The organism is Sinomonas atrocyanea, assembly GCF_030812675.1.
In the GTDB taxonomy this organism is placed as follows: Bacteria; Actinomycetota; Actinomycetes; order Actinomycetales; family Micrococcaceae; genus Sinomonas; species Sinomonas atrocyanea_B.
In genome coordinates this window covers 66,814-79,617 of sequence record NZ_JAUSTE010000013.1, presented here as the reverse complement: position 1 = coordinate 79,617, position 12,804 = coordinate 66,814, and the positions used below count along the sequence as shown (strand labels likewise).

16 protein-coding genes are annotated in these 12,804 nt (G+C 66.9%); 5 read left to right on the top strand and 11 right to left on the bottom strand.

The annotated features are described in order from the left end of the window. The first annotated feature begins 56 nt into the window (after window positions 1–56). The 3 genes from J2W20_RS16350 (at window position 57) to J2W20_RS16340 (ending at window position 2,452) form a co-directional block, all read left to right on the top strand. Entirely contained in the window at window positions 57–725 is a 669-nt protein-coding gene (locus tag J2W20_RS16350) for a recombinase family protein (RefSeq protein WP_307007906.1), read from the top strand. 772 nt (window positions 726–1,497) lie between these two features. Then, window positions 1,498–1,686 carry a hypothetical protein gene (locus tag J2W20_RS16345; RefSeq protein ID WP_307007905.1) on the top strand — a complete coding sequence of 63 codons (189 nt, stop codon included), beginning with the start codon at window positions 1,498–1,500 and terminating at the stop codon, window positions 1,684–1,686. Window positions 1,687–2,203: 517 nt separating this feature from the next. Next, window positions 2,204–2,452: a hypothetical protein gene (locus tag J2W20_RS16340; RefSeq protein WP_307007904.1), complete on the top strand. Its 249-nt coding sequence runs from the start codon at window positions 2,204–2,206 to the stop codon at window positions 2,450–2,452. Between the two features lie 10 nt (window positions 2,453–2,462). Here J2W20_RS16340 and J2W20_RS16335 read toward each other — a convergent pair whose 3' ends face one another. The 3 genes from J2W20_RS16335 to J2W20_RS16325 all read right to left on the bottom strand — a co-directional run bounded on the left by J2W20_RS16335 (window position 2,463) and on the right by J2W20_RS16325 (window position 4,093). Further along, a complete protein-coding gene (locus tag J2W20_RS16335; RefSeq protein ID WP_307007903.1) occupies window positions 2,463–2,621 on the bottom strand; it encodes a hypothetical protein in 159 nt (52 codons plus the stop codon). A 358-nt stretch (window positions 2,622–2,979) separates the two neighbouring features. Beyond that, entirely contained in the window at window positions 2,980–3,243 is a 264-nt protein-coding gene (locus J2W20_RS16330; protein WP_307007902.1) for a hypothetical protein, read from the bottom strand. A gap of 58 nt (window positions 3,244–3,301) precedes the next feature. Next, complete coding sequence (locus J2W20_RS16325; protein ID WP_307007901.1) at window positions 3,302–4,093, bottom strand: metallophosphoesterase family protein; 792 nt, start codon at window positions 4,091–4,093, stop codon at window positions 3,302–3,304. A gap of 283 nt (window positions 4,094–4,376) precedes the next feature. Here J2W20_RS16325 and J2W20_RS19225 point away from each other — a divergent pair, with 283 nt between their 5' ends. Together J2W20_RS19225 and J2W20_RS16320 are read left to right on the top strand one after the other, a co-directional pair. Further along, window positions 4,377–4,970, top strand: a complete 594-nt coding sequence (locus tag J2W20_RS19225; RefSeq protein WP_373458034.1) for a helicase associated domain-containing protein — start codon at window positions 4,377–4,379, stop codon at window positions 4,968–4,970. A gap of 1,208 nt (window positions 4,971–6,178) precedes the next feature. Beyond that, a complete protein-coding gene (locus J2W20_RS16320; protein WP_307007900.1) occupies window positions 6,179–6,472 on the top strand; it encodes a hypothetical protein in 294 nt (97 codons plus the stop codon). Between the two features lie 342 nt (window positions 6,473–6,814). Here J2W20_RS16320 and J2W20_RS16315 read toward each other — a convergent pair whose 3' ends face one another. The 8 genes from J2W20_RS16315 to J2W20_RS16280 all read right to left on the bottom strand — a co-directional run bounded on the left by J2W20_RS16315 (window position 6,815) and on the right by J2W20_RS16280 (window position 12,604). Next, a complete protein-coding gene (locus tag J2W20_RS16315) occupies window positions 6,815–7,336 on the bottom strand; it encodes a DNA methyltransferase (protein WP_307007899.1) in 522 nt (173 codons plus the stop codon). Window positions 7,337–7,454: 118 nt separating this feature from the next. Continuing rightward, on the bottom strand, window positions 7,455–8,354 hold the full coding sequence (locus J2W20_RS16310) for a multidrug DMT transporter permease (RefSeq protein WP_307007898.1): 900 nt from the start codon (window positions 8,352–8,354) through the stop codon (window positions 7,455–7,457). Between the two features lie 362 nt (window positions 8,355–8,716). Next, the gene (locus tag J2W20_RS16305) at window positions 8,717–8,950 is read right to left on the bottom strand and encodes a hypothetical protein (RefSeq protein WP_307007896.1); all 234 of its coding nucleotides are present in this window, start codon (window positions 8,948–8,950) and stop codon (window positions 8,717–8,719) included. A 268-nt stretch (window positions 8,951–9,218) separates the two neighbouring features. Next, window positions 9,219–9,377 (bottom strand): hypothetical protein, encoded by a 159-nt coding sequence (locus tag J2W20_RS16300; RefSeq protein WP_307007895.1) that lies wholly within the window; start codon window positions 9,375–9,377, stop codon window positions 9,219–9,221. After that, on the bottom strand, window positions 9,374–9,652 hold the full coding sequence (locus J2W20_RS16295) for a hypothetical protein (RefSeq protein WP_307007894.1): 279 nt from the start codon (window positions 9,650–9,652) through the stop codon (window positions 9,374–9,376). The genes J2W20_RS16300 and J2W20_RS16295 overlap by 4 nt, the downstream gene beginning before the upstream one ends. Before the next feature lie 560 nt (window positions 9,653–10,212). After that, window positions 10,213–10,647, bottom strand: coding sequence for a universal stress protein (locus J2W20_RS16290; protein ID WP_307007893.1), 435 nt, complete (start codon window positions 10,645–10,647; stop codon window positions 10,213–10,215). A 482-nt stretch (window positions 10,648–11,129) separates the two neighbouring features. Continuing rightward, on the bottom strand, window positions 11,130–11,618 hold the full coding sequence (locus J2W20_RS16285) for a hypothetical protein (RefSeq protein ID WP_307007892.1): 489 nt from the start codon (window positions 11,616–11,618) through the stop codon (window positions 11,130–11,132). A gap of 74 nt (window positions 11,619–11,692) precedes the next feature. Next, window positions 11,693–12,604 carry a CPBP family intramembrane glutamic endopeptidase gene (locus J2W20_RS16280; RefSeq protein WP_307007891.1) on the bottom strand — a complete coding sequence of 304 codons (912 nt, stop codon included), beginning with the start codon at window positions 12,602–12,604 and terminating at the stop codon, window positions 11,693–11,695. Between the last annotated feature and the right edge of the window lie 200 nt (window positions 12,605–12,804).

The window sequence follows — 12,804 nt, the reverse complement described above, 5'->3', positions numbered from 1 at the left end:
ACTCCTCGAGGCGCGGTGGGGCAATCCTGTCGGACCCCTTGCCTAGCATCTGCACCATGGGACTCCTCCTCGGGTATGTGCGGGTTTCGACTACGGACCAGAAGGGGCAGGCGCAGTTTGATGCGCTCCGCGAAGCTGGCGTCCCCGAAGAGCACATCTACTTCGACAGGCTCTCGGGCGCGAAGGCAGCGACGGAGCGACCAGGGCTCACCGCACTGTTGGCCTACGCCCGGCGGGACGACACCGTGCTGGTGTACCGAATCGACCGGCTCGGCCGATCCCTGATCGACGTGCTCAACACCGTCGCTGAGATGCAGAAGCGCGGCATCGGGCTGCGGTCCCTGATGGACGGCATCGACCCGTCAACCCCGGCAGGCCGGCTCCAGTTGGGCCTGTTCGCCACGCTAGCCGAGTATGAGCGCGAGCTCATCAACGAACGTGTTCGAGCCGGAATTATGGCCGCCAAGTCCCGCGGGGTCAGGTTCGGCCAGAAGCCCGTGAACCAGGAGACCGTCGAGGACAAGCTCAAGCTCGCGCGCCAACTGCTCGCCGAGGGCAAGACGGCAACTAGAGTCGCAGAGCTCGTCGGCTGGTCGAGGTCCACCCTGTACCGCTACCTGAAAGGGCGCGGGGCCGAGCAGTCGTCCCAGCCGGAGAAACCCGTCGCCCGAGGCCGGGCACGGTCCCAGTACGCCAAGGTAAAGCCCCTGCCCGATCGGGGCTGAGGCCATTGCTGACTGGCGTGCGCGCCGCCGCCTCAGCAGCGTGAGCGCCAGAAGGACGATTGCGATGAGCGCCGCGACAACGACGTCGCCGATGAGCACTTCGAGCCCGGGTCGTCCATCACGGGACCAGTCCCCTGTCCTCGCGGAAGGTAACTTACATCCAGTCCGGCTAGGTCTTGACCGGCTGGGACACTGCCGCCCAGACCTGCGAGTGCCTCGGCGGCCGCGAGGGGCGCCGGCGCCACCGTCGAGGTCTGATTGAGTCTCCTCCTGCCCGCATGGTCGCACCGACTACTGGCACCCAAGAGTTCCGCGAGTTCCAGAAAGTTACACTAGCGACGGCTCGCCAAGCCTACGACACGCCGTAACACGCCGTGAGACGGGTGACACGCCCCCTCGGCGCGGGTGTGGGAACCGGGCATCCGCAGCCTGTAGACCCAGGGCCCTGAAGGGCGGCAATACGGGCATCCGGCGGTGCATTAAAGGTGGATCGGCTGTGGACTCACAGGATGAGGAATGACATACCTGTAAGACAACATCTTGGGGTCCTCGGCAGCAGGGTGCACTACATGTAGCATCTAAGCACCGGAACGCAGGAGGGCGACGCCCAGAACGCGGAACGCCCAGTCAGTGTCGACGCTAGGGCGACAAAGACTGGGCGCTAGGAGTCCAATGGGCTGTTGGAATACTTCGAGAGCATAGTCGGGGCCGGTCGCGCACCGCAAACGTCGGGGCGCGTCGTCGACGCTCTCATGAAAGGAGGAGGCCCATCTTGGAGCCTCTCATCTGCCCCGGCCGGATCTGCCCTGAGACCGGTTTCTATGTCATGATCACCCCGAACGGCAGGGCTGTGCCTTACTACCGCTATGTCCGCGCCGGAGACAAGATGCCGCCGACCGCCGGACCGCGGATGCGCTACCGGCGCATCAGTGCCGCCGGGCCGCTGGCCAGCGCCGTCTGATTCATCCAGGGGCCCCGCTCAGCGATGGGTGGGGTCCCGCTCTCTCATTCGGTCCGAGCAAGGAGGATCGGGCGAAGACGACGGGCCCGAATTCATGGCGGCGGCAAGCGCTGTCGGCAAGATCGCCAGCAACGCCCGGGCGGAAGACGACTCCACGAAGGCCGAGTTGCACCGATGGTTGCCAGAACGGTCAGGAACGCAGGGGGCGCCGAGGTGACCGTTGCGTACGGTCCGCTGCTTTCGGCGCGGGTGTACGCGACGGTCTCCCCATTCTCGGCGCGCCTGACGATCAGCTCGTCCTTCCGCCTGCCACCGGCCCCCCTGCGACCCCACGCGGTATGTCTGCCTTCGCCGCTGCCGGCTGGGCGGCCCTCCGGGCCGGGCTCGCTCATGGTGTCCCGCTCTCGTCATGGCCTCCCATGGTGGTCGGCCTCGTCCTCCATGTGTACGGCACCTTCCCCGGCGCGCTGGCGAGCGCGCACTCGCCGCCCGCATCCAGGCCAACGTCCCCACCGGCGTGATCGGCGAGCCCGGCCAGGGCAAGACGGCCACGATCGAGAACTCGACGGAGGGCTGGGGCCGCCACGTCGAGAGGGTGATCGGCTCGAACCGCGAGGCGACCGACTTCCTCAGCGTCATGATCGAGGACGAAGGCGCGATCCGCTACTCGTCCTTCCAGCGGGTGCAGAACCTCAACACCTCAACGCCGCCGCGGAGGGCCTGCTCCTGCTCGACGAGCTCGACACCTCGGCCCCGTCAACGATGAAGGGCCATGCTCACGACGGGTCTTCTTCGCGATTGAGGCTGAGCACGGGGGTGGTCGTGCGAAAGGTCGGAATGCCGTCGCGGCGGACGTCGATCCAGAATTCCGCCGAGGCCCCCACTGCGGCGCGGACGATCCCTAGCAGGGGCAGGGCCTGCCCATCCTTGCGCAAGACGGCTTGGTCGTAGTCCTCGTTAGGCGAGTCCGAGACGGGGAGGCGGGTGAGAGTGCTGTCGTGGGGGCGGATGTCGAGCCGGTAGGTAGTACCCGCGGCCGTGTGCAAGCGGTAGACGCCGAAGTCGGTGTCGGTGATGCGGGTCAGTATGGCCGCCTCCTACGTCTCTGCGCGAGGTTTGGCCCTATTGTGAGGAGCAGGACCGACATCCCAAGCCCGCGGCGTCTTCGATCGTCCCGCTCTGGTTACTGGAGCTTCTCATTCGCGAGCTCGATGATCCGGGGAAAGTGCTCAGACGGAGGCGCCGGTCCAAGACAACGGGGGCCGTCGCCGCCGCAATCTGCACCCGGCGGTCCTAGCTGGACTCCCGGTTTCGCGCCTTCTCGGCATCCGGGACGGCGGACTCAGCGCCGGTGCCGCTAGGGGCGAGCCTGACGTTCAGCTGAGCTGAGCGTTCGGCGACCTCGGCCGCAGCCGACGCGACGCCGAACGGGCCGCCTGCCGCGGCGGCCAATGCGGAACGGTGGACGAAGATCTCTGGCGAGATGGCCGCTCGGTCGGCCTCGCTGCGGATGGCCGAGAGTTCCTCCTCGGTGAAAGCCACCTTGATTGTTGGCATGGAATCAAGGCTACGCCGCCGCCTCTGCTGATGATCTCTGCCGACTGTCCAAGAGCCCTCATCCCGGGAACGAGACTTCGATTATTAACGGGCTGACCTGCACTTTTCCGTCAGAGTCGACGGTTACCTCTACGAGGTTTCCCGCCCAAGACTGTTCGGCTGCGAGTACTTCGACCATCGTGATGGCGCCGTCGTCCCATCGGAGCTCGGAGCGAAGCCGCTGGTGCCAGTGACCGGCGAACAGGACCCTGGGCCGGATTCGTTCGACGGTCTGCCGGAGGAGGATTCGAGTCTCATTGGCCCGTTCGACTGCGCTCTTCGAGAGCCCTGGGAGACCTTTCAGGCCTGCGACGCCCATCGGCACGTCATGGGTGAGCATGATGTCCAGACGAGGCCCTCGTGAGCTTTCGGCCACAAGCCGCTCCGCCTCTTCACCGGTCGGTTCCTCCTGCGGCCACCAGTCCCGACCGAGGGTGCGCCAGCGCTGGTCGACACTGTATGCGCCGCCCAGAGCCCCGATTCGCACGCCCTCGATCTCCAGGACCGTTCCATTCGGCAGATTCGAGTTCCGGTTCGAGACTCGACGGGTGCCGTCAGCGCTGAGTGGAAGTCTTCCGAGAGTGTCATGGTTGTCGTGATTGCCCGCGGCCCAGATGAAATTCACCTCATTCTGTTCGAGAAGGAGGCGCATCTTCTTCTCAGTCCGGCCGCGCTGGCCCGTGGGGAGGTCGAAGCCGACGTCGCCGACTCCCAGCAGCAGGGAAATCCCCGCACGTCGCACTGTTCTGACTGCGGCCCGGAAGTGGTGGGTCTGGCCGTGGAAATCGCCCATGACGGCTGCCCGGAACACGTGAGGAAGTCCTCCTGTCTCGCTGCCCCTGTCGGCTGTGACGATCAGAGGCTATCGGATAGGCGACGAGTGCAGGGCGGGAGCAGGGGAGCCGGCCCGGGATCCAGCAGACCGGTGAAGCCGACCTGTCCCGGGAGAAGTCAGCAGCGCGGGAGAGTCCAACATCGCGAGGAGTCCGGCAGCGCTCCTGATGGCGTAGCCACGAGTGCCCACCGACCGGTGAGAGTTTTTCAGTGTGCCGCACTCATTTAACCCGCAACGGCATTTAGACGGGAGATTGAGGATGAGGACAAGGCAGGAGCCGAGTGCACGCGGACACCGCCGTCACGGCCAGGCATGGGAGTGGGCTTTCAGGGCGTGGGCTGACTGGCACCGGGAGAACCCTGGTCGGCTCATGCCTCAGAAGACCGTGCATCTCGGGACGCGAACGGGGCAGTGGCAGAACGACCAGCAGAAGAACTTCCGGAAAGGCCTTCTTCCCAGGGATCGGGCAGGGCGGATGCAGGAGATCCACCACGGGGTATTCGAGAACCAGATCGACCGCGCGTGGGAAGAGAACTACCGGGCATGCGCGGACTACCTCCGCGAGAACCCCGACTCACGGCTGACCCATTCGACTGTCTACATGGGTAGGCGCATTGGAACCTGGATCCGGAACCAGGTGGCTGCAATGAACCGCGGTGCCCTCCGGGGGGAAAGGCTGGCACGTCTCGCCGCTCTGGACGGACGCTTCGTGCGGCCTTCGCCTGCGCAGTCGTTGGCTGTCAAGAACGCTGCTGGGCCACGAGACCCGCCTCACCTATGTGGCCCATTCACGCCCGGGCGCGTACCGGGGATCTTTACATCATCGATCGGCCTTAGGATCATCGTCGGCTGAAAGTCTGCCCGGCGGCGTCACGGCCCGCCGATGGCTCGCGGACTTCCCCTGGAAGGGCCCATTAGCCGGACGACACGGAAACGACACGGATTGCCGATGGACTCACGGGTAATCGTGGGTATCGTAGGGTCATACAAATGGCGCGAAATGGCTGGCAATTCGGCGCACACGGGAGCGAGCAGGAACCCGCGGGACACGCTGTCTTGTAAACAGAGGGTCGCCGGTTCGAATCCGGCAGGGGGCTCCACAGACCCCTCCCTGACCTGCGGAAACGCAGATTGGAGAGGGGTTTCCCATGTGGCGTTCGACCCGCTCCCACGAAAACTCCCATGTTTACTCCGACCGTTCCCGAAGTTTCGGAGGCCCCCGGCGGGGGGACCAGAACGAGCGAGGTCCGGAGCAGACACTGTCGAGGGCGGCGCTGTTGTCCGCACACATGCGGCGCATGACGACTGCTGATCAGACCGCTGCCCTTAACCGGGAGGACATGGCCGAACTCCTCTTGACCCGCGCTGAGGCCGCTGGTTATCTCGGCCTTTCTGTGAAGAGGCTCTTCACTCCGCTGCGCAGGGCTCGGCCCCGAGCTGATCCCAAAGAAGAACTCGAAGGGCCTGTACCGCGCACAGGTCCTCTAGGTCGACCGAGACGGCGTGCAGCACACGCCCCACATCGAACGCCCTACTGAGGGTCAAGCGCGTGCAGATCTCCTAGCTCATGTCGAGAAGCTACCCGGCGGATTCGTGGATGTGGCCCGCAATGACCGTGGAGTGGGCGGTCAGGGATTGGCTCCGGTCCCGGCCCAGCCGCGACGCTGACATCCGCCGCGGAAATCTCACCGCAGACCCGGGCCGGTTACTCCGAGGTCGTCCGCCGCGCAATCGTCCCTGCTCTGGGGGAAACGCCCGATCGAGGATCTGACGGCACGGGACATCGAAGGTGCGCTGAACGAGATAGTCGCGGACGGGACCCGGTACAGCGACGCCCGGCACATGCTCACGGTTCTGCGTCAAGCTCTCGAGTATGCCGAGCAGGGCGGCCCCCATCAAGGAAAATCCTGCCCTCGCCTGCGACGCACCTGAGCAATACAAGGGCAAGCCCCGGTCACTCACCGACCGCGAACTCGAGGCGGTTCGCAACGCGCCCCGGGCCTGGCAGAACCGGGGGGCAAGAACGTGGGCGCTCCGCGTTCCGAGTACGTGGGCGATGCCTTGGACATCATGCTTGGACTCGGAGTTCACATCGGTGAAGCGCTCGCCCTCCGATGGGAAGACATCGACCTCGAATCGGCACTCGTGCACGTGAGAGGGACTCTCGTCGAGCAGCGCGCCCACAGAGATGAGAACGGAGCCCACGTGGCCGGCCGGTTCTTCCGTCAGGACTGGCGAAGGTCAGGTCGGCAAGCCGAGGATCTCGTGGTTCAGGCACCGCCATTCGTGATGGAGGTGCTCCGGCGACGCCACCGCGCCTCGCCGAGGCTCAACCTCCGGGAGCTGTCTTCGTGACAAGGGTTGGGACGTGGGTGCGGACCAGGCGCGCGCCGGGAGCACGTCGCCTACAGGGCTATCGACTCCCGCAATCAGTAGGAGGACGATTGAAGGGCAGTCACCAAGAGGAGGTTGTGATGTGCTACGCATCGAACAAGGATTTCGGGTGGGATGCCAGGAAAGAAACTGGGCGCCGGCCTGAAGCGGAAACCCCTGCGGAAACGCCGGAGAAGCCGGTCAAGGCACGGGACTTCACGTTCTTTGCCTTCCCCAAGTGGCGCAGGACGCCTGCGCCCCGCACCCACTCCGCCGAAGGGGCTAAGGAGAGGGTCTGAGGGCCGGGCAACGCCCGGGCATCAGTCAGCAGTCAAGGGAGGGGTTCTCGATGAGGACCCCTCCGCCGCGTCCATCCCCTGCATCCTCGACATGAGCGAGCTGGCCGCAGTGGCGGTGCCCGCTCCACCATGGCCACATGCCGACCGCGCCTCTCGACCACACCCGCACGCTCAGCTCGATCCCGGTCCAGGCCTGGCCGGTGCGCTCGGCGACGGCGAGGGTCGTCCCGGACCCTGCGAACGGGTCCAGGACGCGGCCGCCAAGGTCGGTGGCGGCGAGGATGAACCGCTCGAGCAGGGCGCCGGGTTTGGGGGCGTCGAACCCGCGTCCGGATCCGAAGATCGCCTGCGACTCGGCGTGCGCGTCCTCGTTGGTCGGGGCGCCAGCCGCGCAGGCGGATTCCAGGTACACGGCCCGGAACGGCTCGATGGTCCCTCGGGCCATGTCGAGGCGCTGGCGGCGCAGCCACAGGCCCATCTCGCGCTTGGCGGTGTCCCCTGAGGTGGGGCTGGGCCAGCGGCCGCGGTCCCCAAGAAAGGCAGCCACCTCGTCGGCGGTGTCCCACTCGGCCTTCGCCGCGGGGCCCCGTCGAGCCCATCCCGTCCGACTCCATGCAATACCCCATGCGTAGGTCGTGGCCCCATGCCAAACACGCTGGCCCGATTCACTCGAGGTCCTTTGAGGTTTCCGGCTCGTGCACGGACATGATCCATACCCCGGCTACCGCTGCGGCTCCTGCGCCCAGGAAGCCGATGAAGGCCAGTGAAGGTGCGTTGGCTGCCTCTCCGAGGACCGTGATGGCGAGCGTCACCGCGACCAAGGGGTCGATTACGGTCAACCCGGCCACAACCAGTTCGTTGCTGCCGCCCGCGTGCGCCTTCTGTACCAGGCTCGCTCCGAGGGCCAAGGCGATGCCCAGCCCCGCCAGGCCCGCGAGCACGAGCCATTCGAGGTCGCCTTGGACAATGCGCCCGATAACGGCCTTTGCGAGGGTTGCGACGAAGCCGTAGAGGACGCCCGCTGCCACCGTGGCGGCGGCTGCACTCGGATGGTGGCGGGTCACCACCCAGACGACGGACGCCGCGAGGATGGTGCAGCCCATGAGGAGCAGCACCTCGAGCATGTGCTGCTGGTCGACCTGGATGTCCTCGGCGGAGAGCGCTGCCACCGCTACATAGGAGCCGATGCCCGCGATGCACAGGATGATCGAAAGGCTCTCCCTCTTGCCGGGCATCCGGCGGGATCGCACTCCGTTTGCCACGGCGGTCACGACCAGGGCCGCGGCGCCGATCGGCTGGACGACCATGAGCGGGGAGAACCTCAGGGCGGTCAGCTGCAGGACGATGGCGCCGCCGATCAGCCCCGTGCCGACGAGCCATGTTGGGCGGCGCACGAGCCCGCGGAAGCTGGTCTCCTGCTCGCCGTCGGACTCGACTCCTTTGCTCTGGCAGATCGTTCCGAGGGCGAGGAGGACCGCGCCGAGCAGCGCTATCGGGATGCCCAGCCAGTGGGTGGAGGAGAAGACGCTGAGGCCCTTGGCCGACGCGACCCCGACTGTGAGCATCAGCCGCTGCCTCTCTGCACTGCCCCGCACGGGCCGCTCACCACCCGGATACCCGCCCCTTCCCGCTCGAAAACGGACGGGCCGCGATCACCGGTTAGAGCGGCGGGAGGAACCCATCGGCGCGGTCCGGGCCGGCGGCGATCAGGGGAGGCCTGCCCGTCGTTATCCGCCTTTCTCTGAGGGGCAGGAGCAGTCGAAGCCGGTGAGGTGCCCGGGTTGGGCGGACACGATCTCGAGGCTACGACCCCGAGCCCGGAGGAGCGGGATTGCACTGCCACACCGGCCGCCCAGGCAGCCATCTACATGGCCAAGGCCAACAACGAACCCTCCGCCGGCTGAAGCCCCACGGGGACGGGCTTCACCTAGGGGAGTGGCACGAGGCCGCCAAAGATGCCCGTCGCGGTCTTGCACGGCCAGGCGTCGTGGCAGCTGGCGCACAGCCCCCCGAGAACGTCGCGGTCCGGGGCATCGATCTGCAGCAGGAGCTCGCCGGCTGACAGCGAGTAGTCGGTGTGGTCCAGACCGCGCCGGCGCGCCTCGAGCAGCATCCCGAGCATCGTCTCGTGCTGCGGCAGGCCTGGTTCCGTTGAAACCATAGAGAGGTCGTTGCCCGGTCGGCCGGAGCCGGAAACGGGGGCACAGCAGAACCCATGCGTCAGCCCCCGCAGTCGCGGCAGTCCTCGACCCGGCCGCGGACCACCTTCTGGGACCGGTGGTGGACATGGCCGTGCCGCCGTGCGAGTACTCGCCATCGTCGCCCGCGAACCCCTTTCCTGACAGGAACACGGCTACATTCAGCACAGTCGTCCCCTGGGTCGGCGGCCTGAGAGTATGGCGCTCCCACTCCCTCGGCCGGGTCCTCCCCTAGTACCACCAGCGCCTGCCCCCCACGATAGGGCGGTCGAGAGCGCCGAGGACGAGGAGGATGATCCCCACGGCGATGACGATCCACCCGATGGTCGTGAGGATGCCCAGGCCCAGGACGTAGCCGAGGATGAGGAGGATGATGCCGAGGACGATCATGACACTTTCCCTTCTTCTTGCAGCCAGGCGCGGGCCTGTGCTCCTTCGCGGCGCAGGCGTTCGGCGAGCGTCCGCTTGCCCTGCTCGCCGGCCTTGCGGTTGTTCGTCTGGATCTTGCGGGACCATTCCGCGAGCTCTCCGTCGCCGTCCCGTGCGGCGTCCTGAATGTACGCCTTCAGCTGCCAGACATTCTTCAGCGATGCCTCCGGTACCCATGCGAGGTCGTAGTTCTTGTCCTTGACCGGGCTCTGCGGCGCCTCTGCCATCTCATCCATCCCTTCATCGGCCGGGGAGCGGCGCCCGGGCGCCGGACGCGGTGTGATTCCGGTGGCCTTACTGTAGGAGGCTGGCCGCTGATCTTGAAGGGCCGGAAGGGGCCGAGGAAGACCCTTCGTCTGCCAACAGCATTGGCAGAGACGCCAACGAGTCGCATTGCCTCACCCGAGAGGCCACCGGGTGGCACGTGTACTACAGCGAACGCGGCGCGGGAACACTGAAGCGGTGCTCCCGAGTGAAGCTGCAGCCTGCGAGGAGCTTGGGCGACGGGTGATGAATGACGGTGCCGTTCGCCGGTGGACCGAACAGCCGGCTCCCACTCGCTGCTAAGAACGTACTTCGTCGCCCCACCCGCCGCGACACGGAACCGGACCGTCTGTCGCTCGCCCTCTTCCGGTGTCGATCTCAGGGTCGCGCTCAGCGTAGAAATGGACCATCTTCGAGGGCAGGACCGAGCCATTGACGAGCGATGGAAGCGGCGGATCGACGAGGTCCGCAAGTCGGTCCCAAAGACCAGAATGCGTGGCAATCTACACCTGTGACCCAGGACGGGATCGACCTAGGCCTTCGGGTGGCGGACGATGGTGACTGGGCACGGGGCGTGGTGGACGAGCTGGGATGAGACTGAGCCCAGCAGGAGTCCGCGGAACCCGCCGTGGCCGCGTGAGCCTACGACGAGCAGGTCGGCGTCGCCTGCCGCCTCGAGCAGGACTTGGACGGGAGCCCCTTCTATGACTTCCCCGCTGCTCGGCGCGCCCTTCGCCTGCGCTCCTGCGAGTAGCTTGGTCTGGGCACGCGCAGCGGCCTGCTTCAACGTCTCGTAGTCCGAGGCGGTATCGGCTGCTTCCCCCAGAGCGGGGTAGTGCCAGGCTGTGATGACCCGGATTGTGCCTCCCCGGAGTTTGGCCTCTTCGAGCGCCCATTCCAGGGCCAGGACGGAACCAGGGGAGCCGTCCACCCCTACGACGATCCTGTAGGCCTTCCCATCACTCATGCGATCCCTCCTCCCACTCGGCTTTAAGGGTGAAGCTCAGATCTGCACACGTACAGGGATGGCGAGGATTATTGGTGCACGTCCGGAACCAGCCCACGAAGCGGCCAGTCGCGGAGCCCAAAGGCGAAGACTCCCACAACGCGTGAGGGCTCGGAACGCACCGAGAGCCCAGGAAGGCCCAGGCGTGGCGCGGCCTCCGGAGGTTGGCCCGTAGCGCCGACCCAGCGCCTCCACGATCGGGTCCTCTCGCCGGGACCGGGCAGCTGCCGCGGGGGACCCCGCCAACGCGGGATACCTGATGGCCTCCTCCACCTCTGCCAGTTCGGCGAGAGCTCGGCGACGCTCGCCCGTTCAAGGTTGCGCGCCTCCCCGGTCGGTCGGCTCGGGCTGGTCTCGTGCGCGGTGGGCTACCGCCCGGCCGCACCCCGGTTGAGCGGACGCCGGTCTCCGCCGGATCGACGGGCAGGCCTGCCCTCCGCCGCTCAGTGTGCCGGTTCGGGCGCCCCGTCCGGGGCATCGGGCTCGGTGCGGGTGTGGAGGAGGTGGCCGTGGACGGTGGCGAGCTCACCGGACGGCTCCACCCGAAGGGCGATCACATCGACCGGCTGCCCGGCATGGGCAGCGGCGGCGAGGACGCTGTCGGGGATGCGCTCGGCCGCGACCGCGGCTCGGTGGGGGATGAGCGGCAGCCGGGCCCGCTCCTCCTCGAGGTGGGCGATGGCGCGTGCGATCTGGGTTGTGTCCGCAGTGCCGAGCTGGACCTCCACGACGTGGCGGACGCCGTCGGCCTGGTGGAAGAGGACGACGGCGAACTGGTCGGGGCGTTCGTGCACGACGGTCCGCTCGAATGCGGGGACGCCGTCGCCGAGGCCGAGCAGGGACGGGTCGTCCTCGATGCGGGCGGCCAGCCAGGCGCCGGCGAGGGCGAAGGAGTTGTCCAGGGGCGACTGCTCGGGGGTTCCGGTGTTCACTCGGGCATCATATGCGCGCTGGATGTCGGCAGTTCGTCACGAGGTGAACAGCAGCGTCTGTTGAGGCAGGGGCTTCAGGGCAGGGCCGGGCCCGGGGTCCCGAGTCCACCTCGCATCGCAGACAGGTTGCGGCGTTGGCGCCGCGCTGCCAGCCAGATGGAAGCCATCATGAGGGCGAGCACGTCGACGAAGCCGAGAATGGATTCCCACGGCATCTGAATGTCTCCTCCCGCGAGGTTGCTGTAGAACGAACCGAGGGGCACCAGCAGCGGCCAGAGCACCATGATGTTGCGCACGGTGGCGAACGCGACCGAGTAGACAACACCGAGCCCGAAGAGGAAGAGCATCTCTGACGTGCCCATCCCATAGCCCACGTGGTAGAGCGCATAGAGCACGGCCGATCCGCCGACGCCGGCCACTGGACCGAAGCTCTCGTGCAGGCGGTTCTGCACGAACCCCCGGAAGAATACTGCCTCGAAGAACCCGACGGTGAGGGCCAAGGCCACCAGCGGGACCCAGTCGACGGGGCGAGGCAGGTGGTACCCCCACAGCGTGAGGAAGAACTGGACCCCGGCCAGAACCACTCCGAACACGAGCGAACGGCCCAGGTTGGCACGGGCGAGGCCCAAGTCGGCCAGCGCCCTGCCGCGGATCCAGACGGTGTAGACGATCGGACCGACCACCCCGAGGAGGAGGCCGGCGGCGAACGTGAGGAACAGCCCGGCGGTGTTGGCTTGGGTGAAGACCCTGAACGCGAGCGAGAAGAGCCCGACGACCGCGAGGTAGAGGCCGGCGATGACGGCAAGGTCGAGCCGGTCCACCTGTGAGTTCGGGTTAGGCCTGTAGCAGCGCAGGGCGATTGCGAGCACCAGCGCCGCCAGGGGCACGACGATCCCGTAGGCGGTGCCGTTGCCCATGCCGAGCAGCAGAAGTGCCGCAACGAGGTAGACCGGCCAGACAAGTTTGCGGGCAGTGAGTTTCTTCATGGTGAGCTCCTACAAGTCGCTGTGCTCACGTTTCAGCGTCATCCGTCCGAGGCTGCTATCCCAGAGTCAAAATCCCCGACACCCAGGTGTCTCGTCTCAGCTCGCGCCTCAGCAAGGAGAGTCAGCGGCCGGGGCCGATGGGTTCGCCGGAGCGGGGAGCGGCTCGAGGATCACATCGGCGGCGAGGCTGGCAGGGTGAA